A 25,773-nucleotide genomic window follows, 5' to 3' on the forward strand; every position below is an offset into this window, starting at 1 on the left:
GGCCTTGTGGGCAGACGACATAAATTCTTGGATGGCCGAAGGTTGCTTCGGCGTCCTGTAGTTTTACTACAAATCGTCGGCCATTTCAGCCTTTCGAATGTATATACGAGTAGTAAAACTACACAAGACTGAGCGTATGGCTCGGTCTTGCTGGTGAGCATAATCGTTATTGTTGGTCTATTGCGAACAAGAAAAGGTGAAAGTTTGATGTTGCCTGCCAAGATTAATTTAATTTCAGCTATTTCTAACTTTTGTTCGACAGTCCTTCATCGAGCATGGCTCTTGCGTTCACAACTACACGCCAATTACACGCCGATCAAGGATAGACCATGAGCCTTCCAACGCTGGCCGAACTGCCGGCCATTCTCTTGCCTTATGCCCAGCGGGCCGAGCAGTCATTTCGTGACGCGGTGGCCGCGCTGGACGACGATCATGGCCTTTCTGCGTGGACGCCGCAACGGTGGGCCGACTTCGCCCGCGTGTGCGCTGCCAGTGATTTTGTCATTGAACAGAGTGTTCGTGACCCTTTGATGTTGCTCGAACTGGTGGCCTGGGGTGAGCTGGACCGCAGCTTTGCGCCCGGTGAGCTGTGCAGCCAGATTGCCGGCGCCGTGCAACAGGCCGAAACAGAAGATGAGTTGGGCCGCGTGCTGCGCCGCCAGCGCACGCGCCAGCAGGTGCGCATCATCTGGCGCGACCTGACGCGCCAGGCCGACCTGGTGCAAACCTGTCGCGACCTTTCCGACATGGCCGACGCCAGCATCGACCAGGCCTACCAATGGCTGTACCAGCGCCACTGCGCGCAGTTCGGCACGCCGACCGGGCGGCGCAGCGGTGAGGCGCAGCATATGGTCATCCTCGGCATGGGCAAGCTCGGTGCGGTGGAGCTGAATCTCTCGTCGGATATCGACCTGATTTTTGCCTACCCCGAAGGCGGCGAGACGGTGGGGGTAAAGCGCTCCCTGGACAATCAGGAATTCTTTATTCGTCTTGGTCAAAAATTGATCAAGGCCCTTGATCCTATGACGGTCGACGGTTTTGTCTTCCGTGTGGATATGCGCCTGCGTCCCTACGGCTCGGCCGGTGCGCTGGTGCTCAGCTTCAACGCGTTGGAGCAGTACTACCAGGATCAGGGCCGGGATTGGGAACGCTACGCCATGATCAAGGCGCGCGTAGTGGCCGGTGATCAAGTGGCCGGCGCGCAGTTGCTCGATATGCTGCGCCCGTTCGTCTACCGCCGCTACCTGGACTTTTCCGCCATCGAAGCGCTGCGCACCATGAAGCAGTTGATCCAGCAGGAAGTACGGCGCAAGGGTATGGCCGAGAACATCAAGCTGGGCTCAGGCGGCATTCGGGAGGTGGAGTTTATTGCCCAGGCGTTCCAGCTGATTCATGGCGGCCGCGACCTCAGCCTGCAACAACGCCCACTGCTGAACGTGCTGGGTACGCTTGAGGGGCAGGGTTACCTGCCGGCTGCGGTGATCACCGAACTGCGCAATGGCTACGAATTCCTGCGCTACACCGAGCACGCCATCCAGGCGATTGCCGACCGCCAGACCCAAATGCTGCCGCACAATCCCGAAGATCAGGCGCGTATCGCCTTCATGCTGGGCTTCAGCGACTGGGCTGCGTTCCACGAACGCCTGATGTACTGGCGTGGCCGCGTGGACTGGCACTTTCGTCAAGTGATTGCCGACCCTGATGAAGAAGAAGGCGAAGAAAGTGAATTGGTCGTCGGTGGTGAGTGGTTGCCGCTGTGGGAGGAATCCCAGGATGACGACGCCGCATGCCGTCAATTGGCCGAGGGCGGTTTCACCGATGCACCCAAAGCCCTCAAGGCCTTGGCCGGCCTGCGTGGCAGCCCGCAGTTGCGTGCCATGCAGCGGCTGGGGCGCGAGCGTCTGGATGCATTCATTCCGCGCCTGCTGGCCCAGGCGGTCGAGCACGCCAACCCGGACCTGGTGCTGGAGCGCGTGTTGCCGTTGGTGGAGGCCGTCGCCCGGCGTTCGGCCTATCTGGTGTTGCTCACCGAGAACCCGGATGCGCTGCGTCGCCTGCTGACCCTGTGCGCCGCCAGCCCGTGGATCGCCGAACAGATCACCCGTTTCCCGTTGTTGCTCGATGAGCTGCTCAACGAGGGCCGCCTGTTCAAGCCGCCGCTGGCGCCGGAGCTGGCTGCCGAGCTGCGCGAGCGCCTCACCCGCATTCCCGAGGACGACCTTGAACAGCAAATGGAGGCCCTGCGTCACTTTAAATTGGCGCACCGCCTGCGAGTCGCGGCCTCGGAAATCGCTGGCAGCCTGCCGCTGATGAAAGTCAGCGACTACCTCACCTGGCTGGCCGAAGCCATTCTTGAGCAAGTGCTGGCCCTGGCCTGGCGCCAGACTGTCGCCCGCCACGGCGCGCCGCAGCGCCTGGACGGTACCCTGTGCGATCCTGGGTTCATCATTGTCGGTTATGGGAAAGTCGGCGGCATCGAACTGGGGCATGGTTCGGATCTGGATCTGGTGTTTATCCACGATGGCGACCCCCAGGCCGAGACCGATGGCGCCAAGCCGATTGACGGCGCGCAGTTCTTCACGCGTCTGGGCCAGCGCATCATTCACCTGCTGACCACCCAGACCAACTCCGGCCAGCTGTATGAAGTGGACATGCGCCTGCGACCTTCCGGCGCATCCGGCTTGCTGGTGAGCTCCCTGGGCGCCTTCGATCGCTATCAACAAAATGAAGCCTGGACCTGGGAACATCAGGCGCTCATCCGCGCACGGGTGCTGGTGGGCAGCCAGGATGTGGGCCATGCATTCGAGCAGGTACGTGCCAACGTATTGGGGCGTGAACGGGACTTGGCGAAGCTGCGCCAGGAGGTCAGCGAGATGCGCACCAAGATGCGCGATAACCTGGGTACCAAGGCCACGGCGGCCGGCAGGGGCGCCAATGCCTTCGAGGCCACGGCGGTGTTCGACCTCAAGCAGGACGCCGGAGGTATCGTCGATATTGAATTTATGGTGCAATACGCGGCTTTGGCGTGGTCTGCGCAACATCCATCGTTGCTGCGCTACACCGACAATATTCGCATTCTGGAGGGCCTTGAGCAGGTCGGGCTGATGCCCGCCGCCGATGCCCATTTGCTGCGTGAGGTATATAAGGCCTACCGCTCCGCCGCCCACCGCCAGGCCTTGCAGAACGAGGCCGGCACGGTCGCCGGGGACCAGTTTGCCGACGAACGGCGACAGGTGATGCGAATCTGGCAAGCGCTGGGCTTAAATTGAAACTCGACTGATTGGGCGACGCCAATTTTTATATGGGATGCGGATTAATGTGGGAGCCGGGCTTGCCCGCGATGCAGGCGCCTCGGTTTATCAGTGATACCGAGGTGATGCAATCGCAGGCAAGCCAGCTCCCACATAAAGATGCTCCCTGGCGCGCCGCGATCTACAGTCATTATCGAGGCGGGGAGGCATAAGCCTCCCCGCATCGTTTGTGGAAACTACATGAATATTCTGATCGTTGGGCCCAGTTGGGTCGGTGACATGGTGATGGCACAGACACTTTTCCAGTGCCTGCGCCAGCGCTATCCAGACTGCCAGATCGACGTGCTCGCCCCTGAGTGGAGCCGGCCGATCCTGGAGCGCATGCCCGAGGTGCGCAAGGCCTTGAGCTTTCCGCTCGGCCACGGTGCCCTGGAACTGGCGACCCGCCGACGCATCGGCAAATCCATGGCCGGCCAGTACGACCAGGCGATCCTGTTGCCCAACTCGCTCAAGTCGGCGCTGGTGCCTTTTTTTGCCGGCATCCCCAAGCGCACCGGCTGGCGCGGTGAGTTTCGCTATGTGCTGCTCAATGACGTACGCACCCTGGATAAAGCCCGCTACCCGCTGATGATCGAGCGCTTCATGGCCCTGGCCTACGAGCCCGGCACGCAATTGCCCACGCCGTACCCGCGGCCCAGCTTGCAGATCGACCCGGTGACCCGCGATGCGGCGCTGGCCAAGTTCGGCCTCACCCTTGATCGGCCGGTTCTGGCCTTGTGCCCTGGCGCCGAGTTTGGCGAGTCCAAGCGCTGGCCGTCGGAGCATTACGCCAAGGTCGCCGAGACCAAGATCCGCGAAGGCTGGCAGGTGTGGCTGTTCGGTTCGAAGAACGATCATTCGGTAGGTGAAGATATTCGTCAGCGCCTGATTCCCGGCCTGCGCGAAGAGGCGGTGAACCTCAGTGGCGACACGTCCCTGGCCGAGGCTATCGACTTGTTGTCCTGCGCCGACTCGGTGGTGTCCAACGACTCCGGCCTGATGCATGTGGCGGCGGCGCTGAACCGCCCGCTGGTAGCGGTGTACGGCTCCACGTCCCCAGGCTTCACCCCGCCCTTGGCCGACAAGGTCGAAGTGGTGCGCCTGGGCCTGGATTGCAGCCCGTGTTTTGATCGCACCTGCCGCTTCGGCCACTACAACTGCCTGCGCCAATTGCTGCCGCAGCCGGTAACCGATGCCTTGCAGCGGTTGCAGGGCGATGTGGTCGAGGTTCACTGAGTTGCGGGTACTGGTAGTCAAGACCTCATCCCTGGGCGATGTGATCCATGCCTTGCCGGCGTTGACCGATGCAGCACGGGCGATTCCCGGCATTCGCTTTGATTGGGTGGTGGAAGAAGGCTTTGCCGAAATCCCGACCTGGCACCCGGCGGTGGACAAGGTGATCCCGGTGGCGATTCGCCGCTGGCGCAAGAACCTTTGGCAAACCATCAAGAGCGGCGAGTGGCGCCGTTTCAAGCAGGCCGTGCAGTCGACCAAGTATGACTTGGTGATCGACGCCCAGGGCCTGCTGAAAAGCGCCTGGCTGACCCGCTATGTGCGTGCTCCAGTGGCCGGCTTTGATAAAAACTCGGCCCGTGAGCCGATCGCTGCGCGTTTTTATTCACGACGCCTGGCCGTGGCCCGCGGGCAACACGCGGTAGAGCGCTTGCGCCAACTGTTCGCCGTGGCCCTGGGCTACGACCTGCCCAAAGGCTTGGGCGACTATGGCCTGAGCGTTGAAAAGCTGCTGGGCCTGCCGCCGAAAAAACCCTTTGTGTTGCTGCTGCACGGCACTACCTGGGACACCAAGCACTGGCCCGAAGCCTATTGGCGTGAGCTGGCCGAACGCATGGGGCGCCTGGGCGTGGACGTGAAATTGCCGTGGGGTAACGCCGCCGAAAAGGCTCGGGCCGAGCGCCTGGCCCAAGGCCTGCCCAACGCCGAAGTGCTGCCCAAACTCAACCTGGCGGGCGTGGCCGGCGTGTTGGCGGGCGCCCGCGCCTGTGTGGCGGTGGACACCGGCCTCGGTCACCTGGCGGCAGCGCTGGATGTGCCGACCATTTCCCTGTTCGGCCCCACCAATCCGGGCCTTACTGGCGCTTACGGCAAGGGCCAGATCCATTTGGCCAGCGACTGGCCGTGTGCGCGGTGCCTGCAAAAGCAGTGTACCTATCAACCTACCGCCGACGACCTGCGGCGGTTCGACATCAAGCGTGAGTCGCCCCTGTGCTTCACGCGCTTGAATCCTGAGCGTGTAGCAAGCCGGCTGAGCACGTTGTTACTGGCTGAGGAGCAGCACTGATGCAACTGGCTTTTGTTCTGTACAAGTACTTTCCCTTCGGTGGCTTGCAGCGCGACTTCATGCGCATCGCCCTGGAGTGCCAGCAGCGCGGCCACAAGATTCGTGTCTATACGCTGATCTGGGAAGGCGACATCCCACCCGGCTTCGAAGTACTGGTGGCGCCGGTCAAGGCGCTGGTCAATCACCGTCGCAATGAAAAGCTGTATGCCTGGATCCAGGCCGACCTGGCCAAGCGGCCGGTGGATCGCGTGGTGGGCTTCAACAAGATGCCGGGGCTGGATGTGTATTTTGCCGCCGACGGGGTGTTCGAAGACAAGGCTCAAAACCTGCGCAATCCCATGTACCGCTGGTTCGGGCGCTACCGGCACTTCGCCGAATACGAGCGCGCGGTGTTCGATAAGGACGCCAAGACCCAAATCATGGTGCTGTCCGAACATCAGCAGAAGTTGTTCACCCAGTATTACGGCACCCAGGCCGAGCGTTTCCACTTGCTGCCGCCGGGCATTGCCCGCGACCGGCGCGCTCCGCCTGACGCGGCCGAAATCCGCGCTGAGTTTCGTCGTGAGTTCGGCCTGGCCGAGGACGACCTGTTGCTGGTGCAGATCGGTTCGGGCTTCAAGACCAAGGGCGTCGACCGCAGCCTCAAGGCCGTGGCCGCCTTGCCTTCCAAGCTGAAGAAGCGCACCCGACTGTTTGTAATCGGTCAGGACGACCCCAAGGTATTCCAATTGCAGAGTGCGGCATTGGGCCTGGGCGATCAGGTGCAGTTCTTCAAGGGCCGCAGTGATATCCCGCGTTTCCTGCTGGGCGCCGACCTGCTGATTCACCCTGCGTACAACGAGGCGGCCGGCATGGTGCTGGTCGAAGCGGTGGTCGCCGGCCTCCCGGTACTGGTGAGCCGGGTGTGTGGCTACGCGTTCTACATCGACAAGGCCCAGAGCGGCCGGGTGTTGGACGAGCCGTTCGAGCAAGCCCAGCTCAACCAGTACCTGGTGGATATGCTCGACGATCCACACGCGCGTGCGACCTGGAGTCGCAATGGTCTGGCCTTCGCCGAGACGGCCGACCTCTATAGCATGCCGCAGTACGCTGCGGACCTGATTCTGGCGGAGCCAAACCGATGAAGTTGATTCTAGCCGAACCCTTCAAGACCCTCTGGGCCGGACGCGATGCGTTCGCCGAGGTCGAGAAGCTGCAAGGCCAGGTGTTCCGCGAGCTGGCCGCTCGCCGTACGTTGCGTACGGTGGTCGAAGGCCAGCCTTACTTTGTGAAGATTCACCGTGGCATTGGCTGGGGCGAAATCCTCAAGAACCTGGTCACGGCCAAGTTGCCGGTACTGGGCGCAGGCCTGGAGTGGCTGGCGATCCAGCGCCTGCAAGCGCTGGGCGTGCCGACCATGACCGCCGTGGCCTTTGGCGAAAAAGGCAGCAACCCGGCCGACCAGCATTCGTTCATCATTACCCAGGAACTGACGCCGATTATCAGCCTGGAAGACTTGACCCTCGATTGGGTCAAGCAACCGCCCGTGCCGGCCATCAAACACGCCTTGACCCGTGAGCTGGCGCGCACCGTCGGCGCGATGCACCGCGGTGGCGTGAACCATCGCGACTGCTACCTCTGCCATTTCCTGTTGCACACGGACCAGCCCATTACCGTCGACAATCTGAAATTGTCGGTGATCGACCTGCACCGTGCGCAGGTGCGTCCGACGACTCCACTGCGCTGGCGTAACAAGGACCTGGCCGGCCTGTATTACTCCGCATTGGAGATCGGCCTGACCCAGCGCGACAAGCTGCGCTTTCTCAAGACGTACTTCCAGCAGCCGTTGCGCCAGATCCTGGCGGAGCAAGCTGCGCTGCTGTCTGAGCTTGAGCGCATGGCCGCCAAGCTTTACGCGCGCAAGCAACGATACGGGGATGCGCTCTGATGGCGGGTTGGAACCTGGAACCTGCCTATGCCGCCCTGGCGGATGACTTTGGAAGCCTGGAGGCGGTATTTGCCTTGCAAGGCGAGCGATTGACCCGCGACCCGCTGTCGGAAGTCATCCGGGTCGAGCGCGGCGGGGTCAATTATTACGTCAAGCGCTACGTGGGCGCCGGCAAAGGCTTGCGCCGTTACCTGGGCAGGCCGCGGGTGAAATCCGAATGGCAGAACCTCAAGCGTTTCGCCAAGTGGGGCATCCCGACGGCTGATGTCGTCGCCTGGGGCCTGGACCGCAAGGGCCTGGCTTATAACCGGGGCGCGATGATTACCCGCGAGCTGCCCAAGACGGAAGACTTGTCAGTGCTGGCCGAGCGCAATGACGAACGCCTGAAAGACCCCCGGTGGGTCGATGGCATCAGCCGCCAGCTCGCCGAATACACGCGCACCATGCATGAGCACCGCTTCACTCATAACGACTTGAAGTGGCGCAACCTGCTGGTGGACGACCAACGAACCCTGTACCTGATCGATTGCCCCAACGGTGATTTCTGGCGTGGTTTCTGGCTCAAGTACCGCATCACCAAGGACTTGGCTTGCCTGGATAAGGTCGCCAAATATCACCTGTCGGCCACCCAGCGCCTGCGTTTCTACCTGCAATACCGCCAGCGCACGCACTTGTCGGCGTCGGACAAACGGCGAATTCGTCACGTGGTGAAGTTTTTTGAGGGACGCGAATGAGTGACTTCCTGGCGGCCGAAGACCGAGCCTTGCTTGAGCGCAACGGTCTGGCGACGTTTGACGCCCTGTGGGCCAAGCAACTGGACGCAGTGGACGAGCCCAATACCAGTCACGGCGGCTGGAGCAGTGTGTATCGCCTGGAGCTTGAAGGGCAGGGCTATTACCTCAAGCGCCAGAGCAACTACCTGACGCGCACCTTGCACCGGCCGCTTGGCGAGCCGAGTTTTGCGCGCGAGTTCCGTAATATCAGCCTGTATCGAAAGCTCGGAATCCCTGCTCTGCAGGCGGCGTTCTTCGGTGAGCGCAAGGTCGAGGGCGAGCGCCGGGCAATGCTGCTTACCCGTGCTCTGGATGGTTGGAACGACCTGGATTCGTTGCTGGAGCAGTGGCAGCAATTGAGCGTCGCCCAGCACAGTGCGATCCTGTCGGCGTGCGGCAAGCTGGCGCGTCATCTGCACAGCGTCGGGCAGGTGCATGGCTGTTTTTACCCCAAGCATATTTTCCTGCAGGCCACCGCTGAGGGTTATGCCGCGCAGCTGATCGACCTGGAAAAAACCCGTCCGTTGCTGTTTGGCTGGCGTGACCGGGTCAAGGACCTGGAACCGCTGCTGCGTCGCGCGCCCCAATGGTCGGACGCGCAGGTGCGCCAGCTGCTGGCGGCGTATCTTGAGCAGCCCGAGGACAGCGACCTGGTCTCCACTTGGCACCAGCGCCTGACCGCACGCCGCAGCCACAAGGAGAACCGCTGATGCGTTTATCCGAGCTGAAAAATGCCGGCCGTAGCCCCAGCCTGCCGTTGACCATCGATCTGGCGGATGCGGCAGGTTCGGGGCAGTTGCAACTGCTGAGCCTGCTGCGGGTGTTGCCCGGGCAGCGCTACGTGGGCGCGGCAGTGTGGCGTGGTCGCCCGGTATTGGCCAAATTGTTGGTTGGCAGCAAGGCGGCGCGGCATTTTCAGCGTGAACTCAAGGGTGTGCGTTTGTTGGCTGAGCAAGGCCTGACCACACCGTTGTTGTTGGCCGATGGCTTGCAGGACGGCGAGGGCGGCTGGCTGCTGTTTGAGTTTATCGAGGGCGCCCAAAGCCTGGCCGATGCGTGGCACGCCGTCGAACATCTGCCGCCGTTGGCGGACGAACAAACCGCCGTGCTCGCCGAAGCATTGGGCGCGATTGCGCAAATGCATGCCAAAGGCCTGTGGCAGGAAGACCTGCACCTGGACAACCTGCTGCGCCAGGACGGCAAGCTGTACTTGATCGATGGTGCAGGCATTTGTGTCGAGGAGGCGGGTAAGCCGTTGTCGCGCAATCGCGTGCTGGAAAACCTCGGCGTGTTTTTCGCCCAGCTGCCGAAAAACCTTGAGCCGTTTACCGAAGAATTATTGGTGTACTACCTGCTGGGTAATGGTGAGCACGCCTTGCCGCTGCAAGCCCTGGAAAAGCAGGTGCGCAAAGTCAGCGCCTGGCGCTTGAAGGACTTTCTGGACAAGACTGGCCGCGAATGCACGCTGTTCAGCGTGGTGCGTGGCGCCTTTGGCTTGCGTGCGATTCGTCGCGAAGAAGAAACGGCCATGTTACCGGTGCTGGAACAGGCAGACGCCTTGCTCGACCAGGGCCACCTGTACAAGACCGGCGGCGCGGCCAGTGTGGCCAAGGTCGAAGTGGCTGGTCGGCCGTTGGTGATCAAGCGCTACAACATCAAAGGCTTTGCCCACTGGCTCAAGCGCTTCTGGCGCCCGAGCCGAGCCTGGCATTCCTGGCGCGAGGGTAACCGCCTGGCGTTTCTCGGCTTTGCTACGCCCAAGCCACTGGCGGTGCTGGAGAAGCGCTTTTTATGGCTGCGCAGCCGTGCGTATCTGGTCACCGAGTTTCTGCCGGGGCCGGACATCATCGAGCGCTTTGCGCCGTATGTTGAAAACGGCGATGCGCCTGAGAGCGAGCTGCTCGCACTGGAACAGTTGTTTACCCAGTTGATTGGCGAGCGCATCAGTCATGGCGATTTCAAAGGCCATAACCTGTTCTGGAATGACGGGCGTTGGGCGATGATTGATCTGGATGCCATGTGTCAGCACGGCTCTGTTGCCAGTTTTGCGCCGGCATACGCTAAAGACCGGGCGCGGTTTATGCGCAATTGGCCGCAGGGCAGTGCGTTGTATCAGTTGATCGATCAGCGGTTGCCTAAAACCATCGTGGTTTAAGCGGGCGCCTGATACCCAAATGTGGAAGGGGGCAAGCCCCCTCCCACATCAGAATTGATATTCAGCCCCTGCTCCCGCATACCACGAGCGCCCCGGTGCTGCTTCGTAGTAGCGCCCGTTGCCGTCACCCACAATCACCGACCCCACATATTGACGATCCAGCAGGTTATCCAGGCGCAAGGTCTGGTGAAAGGTCCAGTGTTCCACCTTCTGCTCAAACCGTGCCCGCCAGTTGAAGACGCTGTAGCCCGGTGCGGCATGTTGGCTATTGGTGTCTTCGACATAGACTTTGCTGCGGTACATACCTTCGATGGCCGTGCTGACCCAGTCCCGTGGCTTCCAGTTCAGTTCGGCGAACAGGGTGGTTTGGGGGACGCCGGGGAGGTAGTTGCCCTTGTCGATGGTGTTGGCGCCGCTGGCGAAGTCGCTGTCGTAGGTGGCTTGGAGGCGGGTATAGGCGAGGCTGGTGCTCCAGTGCTCGTTCAGTTGGCTTTCAACACCCAGTTCGAAGCCGCGACGTAGTGTGCGACCGGCGTTCTGGTAGCTGGTACGGCCACCGATGGATTGCTGCACCACCAGTTCGTCCTCGGTAGTGATTTGAAAAACGGCGGCGTTGATCCGCGTGTTGTTCAGTTGCGCCTTCACACCTATTTCATACTGAGTGCTTTCAGACGGCTTCAAGCCGAAGTTGAAGCCCTCGACGTTGCCCGGGGCATAGGCCAGCTCGGCCTGGGTCGGGGTTTCAAAGCCCTTGCCTGCACTGATATAGCCGTGCAGGTCGGGCGTGAATGCATACATCACGCTCATCGAAGGCGTGTTTTTCTGGTAGGTCTTGTTACCACTGGCATCGCCATTGCTCAGGAATTGATCATCGACGTCCATCTGCATGGTGCTGTGCCGGACACCGGCTTGCAGGGTCCAGCGGTCGAGGGCCCAGTTGGCCTGGATATACGGATCGAGGCTACGAGCCGTGTCGATTTCGTCGCGGCGTAGTTGGCCTTTCACGCCGAGGGTGTTGCCCCTGTAGTTCTGATAACCGTGGCGGCTGTCTTCGCTTTGGTCGAAGTCCAGGCCAGTGATGATCATCAAGTCGCCGGGCGCACTGTCGATGGGCTGCATCCAGCGCACGCTGCCACCGTAGAACTTGCGGTCGAATTGCACCACGCCGCCGCCACGTTCGTTGGCGGGTGTGCCTTTTGGGATCGACAGGTACTGAATCACACTGCGGCGCCCGGTATACGCATTGACCTGCAACGTCGCATTGCCGATGTAGCGCTCGTAGTTCATTCCCAATTGCTGGTGATCGATGCTTTTACGCGTGTTATAGGTTAGCGCGTTGGCGCTTACCGAACGCGGATCGGCCTTGTACGCTGTCCAGGTCTGCCCCAGCGGATCCTGCGTACCGTTCTGCTCCAGGCTGCTGTAGATCAATGCCAGCTTGCTGTCGTCATCCGGCTGGAAGTTGAGCTTGGCGAAGGTCTGGTCGCGCCGGGCGCTGCTGTGGTCGCGGTAGCCGTTGGTGTCCATGCGTGAGGCATCGAGCACGAACCCGGCACCATTCGCCGCGCCTTCCGCGCTAAGGTGGTTCTTGTTCAGCCCGTCGCTGCCCACCAGCGTTTCTGCGCCGATGCGCGGTGGGCCTTCGCCGTCGCGGGAGAACATTTGGATCACACCGCCGGCGTTACTGCCATACAGAGTCGCCGCCGGGCCGCGCAGCACTTCGATGCGCTCGGCAGTGTCGAGGTTGAACGTTGCGGCCTGGCCCTGGCCGTCGGGGGTGCTGGCGGGGATGCCATCGGCGATCAGCTTGATGCCTCGTACGCCAAACGCCGAACGGGCGCCGAAGCCGCGGGACGAGATCTGCAAGTCCTGTGCATAGTTCTGGCGGTTCTGCACCACCAGGCCGGGCACGCGGGACAGGGCTTCGGAGGCGTTGATGCCCAGTTGGCCGTTGCTGATTTGTTCACGATTAATGCCGTCTACCGAATACGGCAGGTCGAACGTCGGGCTGGCGCTGCGCGAGCCGGTGACCACGCTGGGATCCAGGATCAGGGGCGCATTGTCGGCTTGGGCGGTGTTGCACAGGCCCAGCAGTAAGGCAAGGCAGGTTGGAGCAGAAGGAGTCATGAAAAGGCCGAGTGGGTAGCGCACGCAAGTAAGGGTGTAAGTGCAAATGTGACAAGTTTAACGACTCGTCCTCTGATTTGCCGAACTCCTTACCGCCTGGCGCATTGGGACGCTTCCTACGCTTAGCGTCGACTGCGCAAGCCTGAAGTCTTGGTTTTGTGGTGCTAGGTTTTCGATCTTTATCAAACGAAAAGAAGAATCAACTATGTGGACTCCTATCCTGCGCTTGCTGATGTTGCTGGGAATGTCGTTGATCGTTGCAGGCTGCGGCACGGCGACCACCGTGCTGCGTGGCGATGACGTTACTGTTCGTGACCTCAAGGGCAAGAAAACCTACTGTCAGTCCGTTTCGCGAATCTACAGTGGCGTAGCTTATGACCTCTGCGTCTTGCATGGGCCTCCCAACTCTGCGGGTGGGCTCTCGTTGAACGGGATTCCATGGGTCATTCTGGATGCGCCGGTTTCCGCGGTGCTGGACACGCTCGTCTTGCCCTACACCATCTACCGCCAAAGCGCCGACGGTAGCATCGAGCTGCGCTAACAGCTTCCTACTGCTTTTAAGCTATAATCCCGCCCTTTAGCTGTTTCCCGCCCGGGCGGGAAGCACACTTTTTTCAGGCGCGATGCGCCTGCATGCAGACTAAAAGAGGCTAGACCCCAGTGGCATTGACGATTCTTGGCCTGTCCGGCGCCCTTAGCCATGATCCTTCCGCAGCCCTGTATATCGACGGCAAGCTGATTGCGGCCGCCGAAGAAGAGCGCTTCGTACGCGACAAACATGCAAAGAACCGCATGCCCTACGAGTCGGCGAAGTTCTGCCTGGAACAGGCTGGCATCAAGCCTTCGGACGTTGACGTGGTGGCGATCCCATTCGCCCCGATCAGCCTGTTCGGCGAGGCACGCTGGCACTACGCCAAGCGCTACTGGTACGCCCCGGACCGCGCCCTCGACGCGATCCTGATGGGTAACCGTCGCTACAAGCGCTATCGCAACAAGATTGTCTGGTGCCTGGAACAACTGGGCTTCGATCCGAAGAAAATCAAGATCGAACCGGTTGAACACCACCTGGCCCACGCTTCCAGCGCCTACCACTGCTCGGGTTTCCAGGAAAAAACCGCGATCCTGGGCATCGACGGCAAGGGTGAGTACGCCACCACGTTCTTCGGCTATGGCGAAAACGGCAAGATCCACAAGATCAAGGAATTCTACGACCCGGATTCTCTCGGCGGCCTGTACGGTGCGATCACCGAGTTCCTCGGTTTCGAGATGCTCGACGGTGAGTTCAAGGTCATGGGCATGGCGCCGTACGGTGATGCCAGCAAGTACGATTTCTCGCGTTTGGCGTCCTTTGAAAACGGCGAGCTGGTGATCAACACCGACTACGCCAACGTCATCGGCCTGCGTCGCTACAAAGAGAAGGGCAAGGGTTTCTACTTCTCGCCAAAACTGATTGAGTGGCTGGGCCCCAAGCGCGAAGGCGACATTGCCGACGAGCCGTACATCCACTACGCCGCCAGTATGCAGGCGTTGTTCGAGAAGCTGGCCTTGCAGATGATCGACCATTACCTGGGCGACATCCTCAAGGACACCGGCAAGCTGGCCTTCGCCGGCGGCTGTGCGCTGAACGTCAAGCTGAACCAGAAGATCATTGCCCGCGACGACGTGAAAGAGTTGTTCGTGCAGCCGGCGTCCGGTGATGCCGGCACGGCTGTCGGCGCGGCCGCCTATGTATCCCACGCTCGTGGTGTACCGGTGGAGAAGATGGAGCACGTGTACCTCGGCCCGTCCTATAGCAACGAAGACGTGATCGCCGCTTGCGCCAAGCACGAGAGCAAGCCGAACTGGCGCAAGATCGAAAACATGCCCAAGCGCATCGCCAAGATCATGGTCGACGGTAACCCGGTGGCCTGGTTTCAGGGCCGCATGGAGTTTGGCCCGCGTGCCTTGGGTGGGCGTTCGATTATCGGCTGCCCAAGCGCCACCGGCGTGGCTGACCGCATCAACCACCAGATCAAGTTCCGCGAGCGCTGGAGGCCTTTCTGCCCGTCGATGCTCGACACCGTGGCCCCGCAGATGATCAAGGTCGATCACCCGGCGCCGTTCATGACCTTCACCTTTGAAGTGTCGGAAGAGTGGAAGACCCGCGTGCCTGAAGTGGTGCATGAAGATGGCACGTCCCGCGCCCAGGTGCTCAAGCGCGAATACAACCCGCGCTACTACGACATGATGAAAGAGCTGGAAGTGCTGACCGGTAACGGTGTGTCCCTGAACACCTCGCTCAACCGTCGTGGCGAGGCGATGATCTGCTCGCCGACCGACGCGCTGAACATGTTCTTCGGCTCGGACCTGCAGTACCTGATCATGGAAGACATCCTGGTCGTGAAAGACGGCGTGGACCCTTATGACGCCGTGGTTTAAATGCTGAACCGCTTCCAGGGCTGGCGTGAACGTGGCTGGGCGCCTGTCGAGGCCGAGGTTTACGCCCAGGCCTGGCAGCGTTACGGCGGCAGCGTGGCGACCCACCCGCAGGTTATCGAGCGGTTGGCTGGCCTGGCGCAGATTCCGGTACGCTACCTGGGCTGGGAACAAGGTGGCGAACTCAAGGGGGCGATAGCCACCTGGGGGCGCGATCTGGCTCTCTCCAAGGACGTGCTCAAGCGCACCGGCAAGAAAGGCCTGTTTGACCTGGGCAATGCCGAGGTCATCCTGCCCATTGCCGCCGATGCTCAGTTGCCGCTGCGCCACCGGGCGCGCTACCTGTCGGCTCTTAACGAAGGGCGCGTCAGTACCCTCAAGCCCCAGGCCGAGCAATTGGCCATGGCGCGCACGCCCGAAGAGCTGTCGAAGAAGTTTCGCTACAACCAACGACGTGAATTGCGTTTGCTGGAAGAAGCGGGCGGCGTGGTGCGGGCGGTCAGTGAGTTCTCCAGCGTGGAGCTGGCGGCGATTTATTGCGATCTGTTCCAGCGTCGCTGGGGGTTCCCGGCGGCTGGTGCGGCGCGTTTGGCCGAGGTGCTGGAGCTGCTCAAGGAGTTTGTGTTCGGCTCGGTGCTGTTTCTCAATGACGCCGCGATTGCGGTGCAATTGGTGTATCAGGTGCAGTCCAATGAATGGTTCAGCGCCGAGTACGTCAACGGCGGCGTCGACCCGCAAACCCGCGCGTTCAGCCCTGGCAGCGTGTTGAGTTTCCTCAATACCCAAAGCGCCTGGGAGCAGGCGCGGGCGGCGAACAAGTCGCTGCGCTTTTCCTTCGGTCGTTCCGACCGTGAGTATAAGGAGCGCTGGTGCAACCCGGTGCCGGTGTTCAGCGTATGAGTCGCAAACAGCAACTGCTCAAGCGCCATCGGCGCAACAAGCGCATTGCGCTGTTGATCGGCTTGGTGGTGCTGGTTGCCACCGGTGTAATGGTGGCCTGGTGGCTGCCGCCGATGTTGGCGGTATTGCTATGGGCGGCCCATGAAGCGTGGTTTGCCGATCACCTGTTCTACTCGCCCAGCGACCACTATGAGTACGCATTCCCAGCCGGCAGCGAGCAGCCCGGTTTGCGCCTGGAGTCGGGGCGGCTGTTGCTGGATGCGCCGCTGGCGAACGATGAAACCCTGATTATTGGCGTTGAGTTGAAAAGTTCGTGGCTGGGGCGCTTCCTAGACCCGGCGGTGGACCTGTTGGGCCTTGACTCAGCGGACCGCCAAACCTTTGAACGTGGCGTCAACGGGCGTCGCTATCTCAACCTGACCGGCGCTGCACAAGCACTGGCGGCGGGCAACATCAGCTTGCGCGGGCGCTTTTGCCGGATCAAGGGGCAGCCGATTCTGTGGCGTTTCCACCAACCGGACTATCGCCAGCAACGTGTGATGGTGATCGCTCCTCACGCCGACGATGCCGAGCTGGCCGCGTTCAGCCTTTACAGTCAAGCGGCTGAAAGCTGGATCGTGACCCTGACCGCCGGGGAGATTGAAGCCGAGCACTATCAGCAGATGGGTTTGCCCAAGGCCCAAGCATCACGCCTCAAGGGCCGCTTGCGTGCCTGGGACAGCGTTGCCGTGCCGCGTTGGGCCGGGGTGCCCGAAGCACAATGCGTGCAGTTGGGTTACTTCTGCATGCAATTGCAGGCTATGCAGGCTGCGCCGGACCAGCCTCAGGCGTCGCGCGAAGCGGATTTGGCCGACACGCGGCTATTTCGCCAGTTCAACGGCTTTGCCCTGCCGGGTGATGCAGATGGCGCACCGACCTGGCACAACCTGATCGCCGACCTGCGCGCACTGCTGCTCAAGGCGCGCCCTCAGGTGATCGTGTTGCCCACGCCATTGCTGGACCCCCACGCTGACCACATCTGCGCCCATGCGGCGGTGCTTGAAGCTCTGCAGGGCCTGGAGTGGCAGCCCGACACGTTGCTCGGTTATGCCAACCACCTGCATGATAATGACCGCTGGCCCATGGGTGACTCCGGTGCTGGGATGGCGCTGCCGCCACGTTTCGATTCATCGCCCGAGATGGTGCCGTGCAGCTTTGCACTCACCTTGAGCCAGCAGCAGGACAAGGCCATGGCCCTGGGCATGATGCACGACTTGCAGCCGCGCGCGCCGCTCAAGCGCCGGGTGCGCAAGTGGTTGCAGCAAGTGCTGGCCGGACGTAGTCCATCGCCTTACGGCGAGAACGAATTCTTTCGCAAAGCCGTGCGTCGTCACGAGCTGTTGTGGGTCCTTAAGCAGGACTGAAACCCTCTCGAAGGCAGGCCAGCGTGGGTCTGCCGCCCATTTTACCGGGCCGTGCGCCCGTAGCCAGATCGCTGCATGGAGAGTTATGAAGCCGCGTTTCAAGGTTTTGCAGTTACAGCCGGACTACAACGTCAAGACCCATGACTTCGCCGACCTGGGTGAGCAAATCGTCAAATCCCTGCCGCCTGAACGTTTCGAGGTGACCTCCGGGTTTCTAAGCGGTCGTCCGCTGCCCGGCCAGCCCCTGAGCGTGGCTGAGCATTCCCACTATTTCGAGCTGCCGGAGAAGTCTCTCAAGGGCATTCGTTTTGGCGCCATGTGGCAGATCTACAAGTATTGCCGCGAGCAGAAGTTCGATGTGGTCATTTGTAACCGCTTCAAATCGGTGAACATGATGCTGTCGCTCAATCGCTGGTTGAAAATCCCTCTGTGCATCGGTATCTCCCACGGTTTTGGCGAATATGCCCGTGGTTACCGTCGGCGTCAGACCCAGCGCTGGGTCAGCCCGGCCTGGCGTTTTGTCGGCGTGTCGGAAGCGGTGAAGGACTACCTGGTGGACCTCAACTGTGGGTTCACCCGTGAAAACACCAGCTACGTCACCAACGCCATCGACATTCCCCAGGCAGAAGCCTTGCAACTGTCCCGTGAGGACGCACGCAAGGCCCTGGGCCTGCCAATGGAAGCACGGATGATCGGCGCTCTGGGCCGCCTGGTGCCGATCAAGGGCCATACTCATCTGCTGCAGGCCTTCGCCACGCTCAAGGATAAATACCCTGAGGCGCAGGTGGGCATCATTGGTTCCGGGCGCGCCGAAGCCGATTTGCGTGCCGATATCGAACGCCTGGGCCTGAACGGTCGTGCGCACTTACTGGGCTTTCGCGAAGACGGCATGAAGTACGTGCGCGGCTTCGACATCTGGACCATGCCGTCGCTATTCGAGGGCCTGGGCCTGGCGCTGCTGGAAGGCATGAGCGGCCATCTGCCGGTGATTGCCTCCAACGGACCGGCAATGCTGCCCCTGGTGCAGGGCGCGGGTGGGTTGTCCCATGACCCGGGCAACGTCGAGCAGTTGGCTGCAGCCCTGGATACTTATCTGGCACTGAGCGATGAACAGCTGCGCGAAAAGGGTGAAGAGGTGTTCCGCTATCTGGAGGCCAACCACACCCTTGACGAGTTCAAGCACAAGTACCTGACCCTGATTGAAACCGGTTTGCGTGAAGTAGGTAGAGCATGAATCAGCAACAGCCCCTGGTCTCGGTGATCATCGCCTCCTATAACCATGGCCAGTACATCGAACAGAGCATCCTCAGCGTGCTGGGGCAGACCTACCCCAATATCGAACTGTTGGTGGTGGATGACGGTTCCAAGGATGACAGCGTCGAACGCATCCAGCGCTTGCAGGCCGAGCACGGCTTTGATTTCCAGGTGCAGCAGAACCAAGGCCTCAGCGCCACCTTGAACGGTGCGATCGCTCGTGCCAAGGGTAGCCTGATCGCGCCGTTCGGTTCGGATGACATCATGTTGCCAGACCGTCTCGCCACTCAGGTTGCGTACATGGAGGGCAAGCCGAAGGTGGGCATGTGCGCCGGCAATATCGAGCTGATCGACGGTGACGGCAACCTGCACCCGGAGAAGAAGCAACGTCGCGACGTGCCGTTTCGCAGCCTCGACTTCGACGATATATTCCTGGACCGCAAGCCCTTTCCGCCGGCGCCGACCATGCTGATTCGTCGCGACGTACTGGAGGAGGTCGGCGGGTTCGACCCGCAGATTCCCCTGGAGGACTTGCTGATCCAGCTGAAGATCACGGCGGCGGGCTATACCATCGACGCTTTGGGTGTGGTGATGGCCAAATATCGCCAGCACGCTACCAACACGTACAAGAACCACCGTTACATGATCCAGAACATTCTCAAGACTTACGCATTGTTCAGCGATCACCCGGCCTATGATCAGGTGCGCTACAACTTCCTGAACTCAATGTTCCTCAAGACCGCCGACCGCGACCGCCCGTTGGCGCGCGAGATTCTCAAGCAGATCCCGTTGAAGTTCTGGGGGCGCAAGACCTTGCGTGGGTTGGTGAGGTTGTATCTGGCGCCGCTCAGGAACTGAAACGGCGCCATCCCTCCTGCTACAGGCCCTGTACCTGCTCGCGGATTTTCGCAGTGGCGGCCGGGCTTGCCACCGAGGCATACCCTTTGACCAGTTGTTCGAAATGCGTTTCGAATAGCCAGTTGCGGTCTTGTGGGTAGCGCTGCATGTGACGCAGGTTACGTTGGCGCAGCGCATAACGCAGTGAAGAGGGGTAGATGCGCAGGTCAGCGATGTCGATCAGGCCGAACTCGCCATCGTCCATCAACAACACATTGCCCAGGTGCAACGAGCGAAAGTACACCCCTCGCTCGTGCAACTGCGCCATGAACCGGCCAAAACGCTCCACCAGTGATTCGCGCAGGCTGCTGTCTAGGCTTTGCAACGCCTGGCGCAGAGTCAAGCCGGGCAGTGGGGTGTAGGTCACGGCGCTGCTGGCATCGCTCAGGCGATAGAGCCCGAGGATTTGTGGCGTTGGAATGCCCAGGGTACGCAGTTGCTCGCTGTTGCTGGCAAAGCGCTCGGAGTAAGGGTTGAAGCTGCCTGAGGTGTACCAGCGGCGGGGGCGGAACACCTTGAGGAAATTACCGTCTTGCAGGCGCAGTACTTTGGGGCCCAGGCCATCGGCTTCAATGACATGGGCGTTGCTGCACAGCTGCTCGAAAGCCGGGGCCTTGATGTTCTGTACCGGCATGCGCAGCAGGCTGCGGTGGCGCTGGGCGAGGCTCAGACCTGTGATAATTGCCAACGGAATCCAGAGTACGAACCAATGTTCCTTGGGCCGCGACAGAATGCCGCCGCCTTCGGTCAGGCCAGCGCCGATGCCATAGGCCAGCAGCGACGATGCCAGGATGAACAACGGCTGCGCGCGCTCCTTCAGGCCCTTATACAGGCCCCACCCGAGCATGAAGATCCACGGAATAAAGCCGATGATACCGACGTAGTAGAGCACCCCGAGCGCAAAGCTGTGGGGTTCGCGCAGTTGGTCGCCATCTGCCAGGGTCAGGAACAGTTCGGAGTCGTAACTGTGACCGATCCACGGGTGTTCGGCGATAAGCCGCAACGACATGCTCCACAGTTCAAGGCGGAATGAGCTGCCTCGTTCAGTGATCGATTCGGGGTAGAGCACCAGGAGCGCGACGGCACCCAGGACCATACCGCCGAGAAGCAATGCCGAGCGGCGGTTGCGGCTGACAAAGCTCATCCACAGGATCGCCAGCGTCAACGCCACCAGCGGCGTGCGTGAGCCGGTCGCCAGCACCGCCGCCGTCATGATCGCCAGGGCCGGTACGCTGAACCACAATACCTTCAAGCGCTGGGTGGTCATGCAGGCGTACAGCCAATACACAGTGAAAAAACCAAAAAGGTGCGAACTGAGCAACGGGTTGTCGAGGGCGCCAAGGCCGCCGATCATGCGCATGCCGGGCTGGAATGATTTGACGAACACCACCAGGTTGCACAGGCTTACCACCAGCGCAATGACGGCGGCACCAAAGAAGATCGGCTTGAACAGTTCATTACGGTAATGCAGCAGGAGCCCGCAGCCGCCAAACAGCATGAAGGTATTGAGCGGCCGCTTGAAAAGGTCGGTATCGGAACTGGGCTCAGGGCTCCAGAGCAGGCTGGCCAAGGCCCAGGCGGAAAAGGCTAGAAAGGCGATAGCCAGGGGCTCTCGTAGCAGATCCCTGAGCTCCCGGGGGCGCATGCACAGTAAAAACAAGGTCGGTACGCTGAACAGGATGTAGACGATCCGGTGCAGGACATTACGATTGCCGACGAAGAAAAGTGCACTCAGGAGCAGCAGCAAGCCAACAGGTAAAATCCAAAGGACCAGGAAGTCGAAAACGCGGTTTGAGCCATAGATAAGGCGCTTGGAGTGCATACAGTAGAGCCATTCCACAAATAGAAAGCCAACCATCTTAAGCTAGTGGCTATGTAATGTCGCCGGTCAGATCCAACCGGGCCGCGGGTATACCGGGTGCAAGTACAACAGAGAAGCTGTGCTAAAGTCAGCCTCCTTTTTCAAAACGCCGCGTGATATGACCGACTCCAGTCCGAGCGCAAGCCCTTCGAGCTTGAAAATATACTTCCGCCTGCTCAGTTACGTTAAGCCCTACATGGGCTTGTTCGCGTTGAGTATCCTTGGATTTCTGATTTTCGCGTCGACCCAACCGATGCTGGGTTACATCCTCAAGTACTTTGTAGACGGCCTTTCCAATCCGGAAGCCGTGTTGTTCCCCACCGTACCCTTCCTGCGCGATCTGCAACTGCTGCAGGCGGTGCCGCTGCTGATCATCCTGATCGCGGCCTGGCAGGGCCTGGGTTCGTTCCTGGGCAACTATCTGTTGGCCAAGGTCTCCCTGGGGCTGGTCCATGACCTGCGGGTGCAGTTGTTCAACAACTTGTTGACGCTGCCCAACCGTTACTTCGATAACCACAACTCCGGGCACCTGATTTCCCGCATCACCTTCAACGTGACCATGGTCACGGGTGCGGCAACCGATGCCATCAAGGTGGTAATTCGCGAAGGCATGACGGTGATCTTCCTGTTCGCCTCCCTGCTGTACATGAACTGGCGCCTGACGCTGGTCATGATCGCGATCCTGCCGTTGATTGCGGTAATGGTCAGCACCGCCAGCAAGAAATTCCGCAAGCAGAGCAAGAAGATCCAGGTGGCCATGGGCGACGTGACCCACGTGGCCTCGGAAACCATCCAGGGCTACCGCGTAGTGCGCAGCTTTGGTGGCGAAGTCTACGAAGAGAAGCGCTTTTTCAAGGCCAGCCAGAGCAACACCAACAAGCAACTGCGCATGACTCGCACCGGGGCGATCTACACCCCGGCGCTGCAGTTGGTGATCTACTCCGCCATGGCCGTGCTGATGTTCCTGGTCCTGTATCTGCGTGGCGATGCCTCGGCGGGTGACATGGTGGCCTACATCACCCTGGCTGGCTTGTTGCCCAAGCCGATCCGTCAGCTCTCGGAGGTCAGTTCGACCATCCAGAAAGGTGTTGCGGGCGCCGAGAGCATCTTTGAACAGCTGGACGAAGACGTTGAGGTCGACCACGGCACCATCGAGCGCGACAAGGTCAATGGCCGCCTGGAAGTGCGCAATCTGAACTTCACCTACCCAGGCACCGAACGCCATGTGCTCAAAGACATCAGCTTCACCGCCGAGCCTGGGCAGATGATCGCTCTGGTGGGCCGTTCAGGCAGCGGCAAGTCGACCCTGGCCAGCCTGATCCCGCGTTTCTACCACCATGAAAGCGGTGAGATCCTGCTCGATGGCGTAGAGATCGAAGACTACAAGCTGCTCAACCTGCGCAAGCATATTGCTCAGGTCACCCAGCACGTGACCCTGTTCAGCGACACCGTAACCAACAACATCGCCTACGGCGACCTGGCCGGTGCGCCCCGCGCCGACGTTGAAGCGGCGGCGGCGGATGCCAATGCCAAGGACTTCATCGACCAGTTGCCCAAAGGCTTCGATACCCAGGTCGGTGAGAACGGCGTGCTGTTGTCCGGCGGCCAGCGTCAGCGCCTGGCGATTGCGCGCGCCTTGCTCAAGAACGCGCCGCTGCTGATTCTCGACGAGGCCACTTCGGCCCTTGATACCGAGTCCGAGCGGCATATCCAGGCGGCACTGGACAAAGTCATGCAAGGCCGTACGACCTTGGTGATCGCGCACCGATTGTCGACTATCGAGAAAGCCGACCTGATTCTGGTTATGGATGACGGGCGGATTGTCGAGCGCGGCACCCACGGCGAGTTGCTGGCGCAGAACGGCTATTACGCTCGCCTGCATGCCATGGGGCTGGATGCGCCAGTAGCGGCTGACATCACCTGATCCAGCAGCGACACAGAGCTAATGTAGGGGGCTTGCCTCCGATAGCGGTGGATCAGCCGGCATTTGTGCAAGCTGATACACCGCCATCGGGCGCAAGCCCCCTTCCACATTTGGCCTGCAGTGCGCGCAAGCGACCGCAAACCCTGTGCTAATATCGCGCCCCTGTTCATTTTGTATGTGGGTTGCTCCATGAAGTTGTCCATGCCGCGATTCAATCAAGCCGCTGTCTTGGTGGTCGGCGATGTCATGCTCGACCGTTACTGGCATGGTGGTACCTCACGGATTTCCCCTGAGGCTCCGGTACCGGTCGTCAAGGTCGAGCAAATCGAAGACCGCCCGGGTGGCGCTGCCAACGTCGCTCTCAATATTGCCGCCCTCGGTGCCCCGGCTTCCCTGGTGGGTGTGACCGGCGACGACGAAGCTGCCGAAAGCCTGGCCAACAGCCTGCAGGGGGCCGGCGTGCGTGCACTGTTCCAGCGCATCGCCCATCAGCCGACGATCGTCAAGCTGCGGGTCATGAGCCGTCACCAGCAATTGCTGCGTATCGATTTTGAAGAGCCCTTCGCCACCGACGCCCTGGCCCTCGGCGACCAGGTCGAGGCGCTGCTCGAAGGTATCAAGGTGCTGGTATTGTCCGACTACGGCAAAGGCGCCTTGCAGAATCACCAGGTGCTGATCCAGGCCGCCAAGGCTCGCAACATTCCGGTACTCGCCGATCCCAAGGGCAAGGATTTCTCGGTGTATCGAGGCGCCAGCCTGCTGACGCCTAACCTCAGTGAGTTCGAAACCATCGTCGGCGGTTGTGCCGATGAGCACGAACTGGTGAGCAAGGGCGCGGCGCTGATGGCCGAGCTTGATCTGGGCGCCTTGCTGGTGACCCGTGGCGAACACGGTATGACCCTGCTGCGACCTGACCATCCGGCCATGCACCTGCCGGCGCGGGCCCGTGAAGTGTTCGACGTTACCGGTGCCGGTGACACCGTGATTTCCACCCTGGCGGCGTCTATCGCGGCCGGTGAGGAACTGCCCCACGCCGTGGCCCTGGCCAACCTGGCGGCGGGCATTGTGGTGGGCAAGCTGGGTACCGCGGCCATCAGCGCACCGGAGTTGCGCCGTGCGATTCAGCGCTCCGAAGGCTCGGAGCGCGGCGTGCTGGGCCTGGAGCAGTTGCTGCTGGCGATTGACGATGCACGTGCCCATAACGAAAGCATTGTGTTCACCAACGGTTGCTTTGACATCCTGCACGCCGGGCATGTGACCTACCTGGAGCAGGCGAGTGCCCAAGGCGATCGCTTGATCGTCGCGGTCAACGATGATGCTTCGGTTAGCCGCCTGAAGGGGCCGGGCCGTCCGATCAACAGTGTTGACCGGCGCATGGCGGTGCTGGCGGGCCTGGGCGCGGTGGACTGGGTGATCAGCTTCTCCGAGGATACTCCGCAAAATCTGCTGGCCCAGGTCAAGCCTGACGTGCTGGTAAAGGGTGGTGACTATACCGTCGACCAGGTCGTGGGGGCGGATATCGTCAGCGCCTACGGCGGTAAGGTCAAAGTGCTGGGCCTAGTTGAAAACAGCTCAACCACCGCTATCGTCGAGAAGATCCGTAATAATGATTGATACTAAAAAGTGGGTTCTGATCACTGGCGGCGCTGGCTTCATCGGCTCACATTTGGTTGATGCGCTGCTTGCTGGAGGCTATTGGGTCCGCGTGCTGGATAACCTGTCCACTGGCAAGCGAAGCAATTTGCCGCTCGATAACGAGCGAGTCGAACTGCTTGAAGGTGACGTCGCCAATGCCGAAGAGGTGGCGCGGGCCCTTGTTGGTGTGACGGCGGTGGTGCACTTGGCGGCTGTAGCTTCGGTACAAGCATCGGTGGATGATCCCGTCAGCACCCATCAGAGCAATTTCGTCGGCACCTTGAATGTCTGCGAAGGTATGCGCAAGGCCGGTGTGAAGCGTGTGGTATTTGCCTCCAGCGCAGCTGTGTATGGCAACAATGGTGAAGGTGCTTCGATTGACGAGCAGACAGCTAAAGCCCCATTGACGCCCTATGCTTCGGACAAGTTGGCTGGCGAGTACTATTTTGATTTTTACCGCCGCCAGCATGGGCTGGAGCCGGTGATTTTTCGTTTCTTCAATATTTTCGGACCCCGCCAGGATCCGTCATCGCCGTACTCCGGCGTGATCAGCATCTTTAGCGAGCGTGCCCAGCGTGGCTTGCCTATCACCGTGTACGGCGATGGTGAGCAGACCCGCGATTTCATGTATGTGGAAGATCTAGTCAATGTGCTGGTGCAGGCCGTTGAAGTGCCAGACGCTCCCTTGGGGGCCATTAACGTCGGCTGGAGCCGCACCACCACCCTCAGGCAGGTTCTGCAGGCGCTGGAAGAGGCCTTGGGCTCGTTGCCTGCTGTGACATATGAAGCGGCGCGCTCGGGCGATATTCGGCATTCAAGGGCGAATAACCAACGGTTGTTGGCCAGTTTCACGCCGCCCGAGCCTACCCCGTTGAAAGTGGGGCTGGAGCGCCTGTTGAACAGCTGACGGTTT

Annotated in this window: 19 protein-coding genes; 17 read left to right on the forward strand and 2 right to left on the reverse strand. The window is 60.8% G+C overall.

Annotated elements, in window-relative coordinates:
- Positions 1–329 precede the first annotated feature (329 nt).
- The 8 genes from glnE to LJX92_RS02305 all read left to right on the forward strand — a co-directional run bounded on the left by glnE (position 330) and on the right by LJX92_RS02305 (position 10,444).
- The gene (gene glnE / locus LJX92_RS02270; protein WP_078820123.1) at positions 330–3,269 is read left to right on the forward strand and encodes a bifunctional [glutamate--ammonia ligase]-adenylyl-L-tyrosine phosphorylase/[glutamate--ammonia-ligase] adenylyltransferase; all 2,940 of its coding nucleotides are present in this window, start codon (positions 330–332) and stop codon (positions 3,267–3,269) included.
- A gap of 222 nt (positions 3,270–3,491) precedes the next feature.
- Positions 3,492–4,526 carry a lipopolysaccharide heptosyltransferase II gene (gene waaF, locus LJX92_RS02275; RefSeq protein ID WP_032878265.1) on the forward strand — a complete coding sequence of 345 codons (1,035 nt, stop codon included), beginning with the start codon at positions 3,492–3,494 and terminating at the stop codon, positions 4,524–4,526.
- Position 4,527: 1 nt separating this feature from the next.
- Positions 4,528–5,589: a lipopolysaccharide heptosyltransferase I gene (waaC, locus tag LJX92_RS02280; protein WP_228309885.1), complete on the forward strand. Its 1,062-nt coding sequence runs from the start codon at positions 4,528–4,530 to the stop codon at positions 5,587–5,589.
- Entirely contained in the window at positions 5,589–6,713 is a 1,125-nt protein-coding gene (locus tag LJX92_RS02285; protein ID WP_005784135.1) for a glycosyltransferase family 4 protein, read from the forward strand. The genes waaC and LJX92_RS02285 overlap by 1 nt, the downstream gene beginning before the upstream one ends.
- Entirely contained in the window at positions 6,710–7,516 is an 807-nt protein-coding gene (rfaP, locus tag LJX92_RS02290; RefSeq protein ID WP_223017957.1) for a lipopolysaccharide core heptose(I) kinase RfaP, read from the forward strand. Before LJX92_RS02285 ends, rfaP begins: the two co-directional genes overlap by 4 nt.
- Positions 7,516–8,250 carry a lipopolysaccharide kinase InaA family protein gene (locus LJX92_RS02295; RefSeq protein ID WP_005784139.1) on the forward strand — a complete coding sequence of 245 codons (735 nt, stop codon included), beginning with the start codon at positions 7,516–7,518 and terminating at the stop codon, positions 8,248–8,250. The genes rfaP and LJX92_RS02295 overlap by 1 nt, the downstream gene beginning before the upstream one ends.
- Positions 8,247–8,999, forward strand: a complete 753-nt coding sequence (locus tag LJX92_RS02300) for a lipopolysaccharide kinase InaA family protein (RefSeq protein ID WP_223017956.1) — start codon at positions 8,247–8,249, stop codon at positions 8,997–8,999. Before LJX92_RS02295 ends, LJX92_RS02300 begins: the two co-directional genes overlap by 4 nt.
- Positions 8,999–10,444, forward strand: coding sequence for a lipopolysaccharide kinase InaA family protein (locus LJX92_RS02305; protein ID WP_032878262.1), 1,446 nt, complete (start codon positions 8,999–9,001; stop codon positions 10,442–10,444). The genes LJX92_RS02300 and LJX92_RS02305 overlap by 1 nt, the downstream gene beginning before the upstream one ends.
- A gap of 48 nt (positions 10,445–10,492) precedes the next feature.
- Here the strand turns inward: LJX92_RS02305 and LJX92_RS02310 are convergent, their stop codons facing one another.
- A complete protein-coding gene (locus LJX92_RS02310; protein WP_228309269.1) occupies positions 10,493–12,571 on the reverse strand; it encodes a TonB-dependent receptor family protein in 2,079 nt (692 codons plus the stop codon).
- Between the two features lie 205 nt (positions 12,572–12,776).
- Between LJX92_RS02310 and LJX92_RS02315 the strand changes: the two genes are divergently transcribed.
- The 6 genes from LJX92_RS02315 to LJX92_RS02340 all read left to right on the forward strand — a co-directional run bounded on the left by LJX92_RS02315 (position 12,777) and on the right by LJX92_RS02340 (position 19,401).
- Positions 12,777–13,112, forward strand: a complete 336-nt coding sequence (locus tag LJX92_RS02315; protein ID WP_032878260.1) for a YceK/YidQ family lipoprotein — start codon at positions 12,777–12,779, stop codon at positions 13,110–13,112.
- A gap of 119 nt (positions 13,113–13,231) precedes the next feature.
- Entirely contained in the window at positions 13,232–14,989 is a 1,758-nt protein-coding gene (locus LJX92_RS02320; RefSeq protein ID WP_003187998.1) for a carbamoyltransferase, read from the forward strand.
- Positions 14,990–15,886 (forward strand): GNAT family N-acetyltransferase, encoded by an 897-nt coding sequence (locus LJX92_RS02325; protein WP_032878259.1) that lies wholly within the window; start codon positions 14,990–14,992, stop codon positions 15,884–15,886. It begins immediately after the preceding gene.
- Complete coding sequence (locus tag LJX92_RS02330; protein WP_228309270.1) at positions 15,883–17,289, forward strand: PIG-L deacetylase family protein; 1,407 nt, start codon at positions 15,883–15,885, stop codon at positions 17,287–17,289. Before LJX92_RS02325 ends, LJX92_RS02330 begins: the two co-directional genes overlap by 4 nt.
- An 85-nt stretch (positions 17,290–17,374) precedes the next feature.
- Positions 17,375–18,523, forward strand: coding sequence for a glycosyltransferase family 4 protein (locus LJX92_RS02335; protein ID WP_032878257.1), 1,149 nt, complete (start codon positions 17,375–17,377; stop codon positions 18,521–18,523).
- Entirely contained in the window at positions 18,520–19,401 is an 882-nt protein-coding gene (locus tag LJX92_RS02340; RefSeq protein ID WP_032878256.1) for a glycosyltransferase, read from the forward strand. The genes LJX92_RS02335 and LJX92_RS02340 overlap by 4 nt, the downstream gene beginning before the upstream one ends.
- Before the next feature lie 19 nt (positions 19,402–19,420).
- On the opposite strand, the gene LJX92_RS02345 is transcribed toward LJX92_RS02340, so the two are convergent.
- The gene (locus LJX92_RS02345; protein WP_228309271.1) at positions 19,421–21,262 is read right to left on the reverse strand and encodes a bifunctional O-antigen ligase/aminoglycoside phosphotransferase family protein; all 1,842 of its coding nucleotides are present in this window, start codon (positions 21,260–21,262) and stop codon (positions 19,421–19,423) included.
- 157 nt (positions 21,263–21,419) lie between these two features.
- On the opposite strand from LJX92_RS02345, the gene msbA reads away from it, so the two are divergent.
- From msbA to LJX92_RS02360, 3 genes are all read left to right on the forward strand, one after another.
- Positions 21,420–23,225: a lipid A export permease/ATP-binding protein MsbA gene (gene msbA / locus LJX92_RS02350; RefSeq protein WP_032878254.1), complete on the forward strand. Its 1,806-nt coding sequence runs from the start codon at positions 21,420–21,422 to the stop codon at positions 23,223–23,225.
- Positions 23,226–23,414: 189 nt separating this feature from the next.
- Positions 23,415–24,839, forward strand: coding sequence for a bifunctional D-glycero-beta-D-manno-heptose-7-phosphate kinase/D-glycero-beta-D-manno-heptose 1-phosphate adenylyltransferase HldE (gene hldE / locus LJX92_RS02355; RefSeq protein ID WP_005784159.1), 1,425 nt, complete (start codon positions 23,415–23,417; stop codon positions 24,837–24,839).
- A complete protein-coding gene (locus LJX92_RS02360; RefSeq protein WP_005784161.1) occupies positions 24,832–25,767 on the forward strand; it encodes an NAD-dependent epimerase/dehydratase family protein in 936 nt (311 codons plus the stop codon). The genes hldE and LJX92_RS02360 overlap by 8 nt, the downstream gene beginning before the upstream one ends.
- Positions 25,768–25,773 lie beyond the last annotated feature (6 nt).

The organism is Pseudomonas sp. HN8-3, assembly GCF_020790195.1.
Taxonomy (GTDB): Bacteria; Pseudomonadota; Gammaproteobacteria; order Pseudomonadales; family Pseudomonadaceae; genus Aquipseudomonas; species Aquipseudomonas synxantha_A.

What these genes read in the sequence shown, in the direction of transcription:
- glnE (WP_078820123.1), top strand. Translation starts at nt 330, where the DNA reads ATGAGCCTTCCAACGCTGGCCGAACTGCCGGCCATTCTCTTGCCTTAT.
- waaF (WP_032878265.1), top strand. Translation starts at nt 3,492, where the DNA reads ATGAATATTCTGATCGTTGGGCCCAGTTGGGTCGGTGACATGGTGATG.
- LJX92_RS02285 (WP_005784135.1), top strand. Translation starts at nt 5,589, where the DNA reads ATGCAACTGGCTTTTGTTCTGTACAAGTACTTTCCCTTCGGTGGCTTG.
- rfaP (WP_223017957.1), top strand. Translation starts at nt 6,710, where the DNA reads ATGAAGTTGATTCTAGCCGAACCCTTCAAGACCCTCTGGGCCGGACGC.
- LJX92_RS02295 (WP_005784139.1), top strand. Translation starts at nt 7,516, where the DNA reads ATGGCGGGTTGGAACCTGGAACCTGCCTATGCCGCCCTGGCGGATGAC.
- LJX92_RS02300 (WP_223017956.1), top strand. Translation starts at nt 8,247, where the DNA reads ATGAGTGACTTCCTGGCGGCCGAAGACCGAGCCTTGCTTGAGCGCAAC.
- LJX92_RS02305 (WP_032878262.1), top strand. Translation starts at nt 8,999, where the DNA reads ATGCGTTTATCCGAGCTGAAAAATGCCGGCCGTAGCCCCAGCCTGCCG.
- LJX92_RS02310 (WP_228309269.1), bottom strand. Translation starts at nt 12,571, where the DNA reads ATGACTCCTTCTGCTCCAACCTGCCTTGCCTTACTGCTGGGCCTGTGC.
- LJX92_RS02315 (WP_032878260.1), top strand. Translation starts at nt 12,777, where the DNA reads ATGTGGACTCCTATCCTGCGCTTGCTGATGTTGCTGGGAATGTCGTTG.
- LJX92_RS02325 (WP_032878259.1), top strand. Translation starts at nt 14,990, where the DNA reads ATGCTGAACCGCTTCCAGGGCTGGCGTGAACGTGGCTGGGCGCCTGTC.
- LJX92_RS02330 (WP_228309270.1), top strand. Translation starts at nt 15,883, where the DNA reads ATGAGTCGCAAACAGCAACTGCTCAAGCGCCATCGGCGCAACAAGCGC.
- LJX92_RS02335 (WP_032878257.1), top strand. Translation starts at nt 17,375, where the DNA reads ATGAAGCCGCGTTTCAAGGTTTTGCAGTTACAGCCGGACTACAACGTC.
- LJX92_RS02340 (WP_032878256.1), top strand. Translation starts at nt 18,520, where the DNA reads ATGAATCAGCAACAGCCCCTGGTCTCGGTGATCATCGCCTCCTATAAC.
- LJX92_RS02345 (WP_228309271.1), bottom strand. Translation starts at nt 21,262, where the DNA reads ATGCACTCCAAGCGCCTTATCTATGGCTCAAACCGCGTTTTCGACTTC.
- msbA (WP_032878254.1), top strand. Translation starts at nt 21,420, where the DNA reads ATGACCGACTCCAGTCCGAGCGCAAGCCCTTCGAGCTTGAAAATATAC.
- hldE (WP_005784159.1), top strand. Translation starts at nt 23,415, where the DNA reads ATGAAGTTGTCCATGCCGCGATTCAATCAAGCCGCTGTCTTGGTGGTC.
- LJX92_RS02360 (WP_005784161.1), top strand. Translation starts at nt 24,832, where the DNA reads ATGATTGATACTAAAAAGTGGGTTCTGATCACTGGCGGCGCTGGCTTC.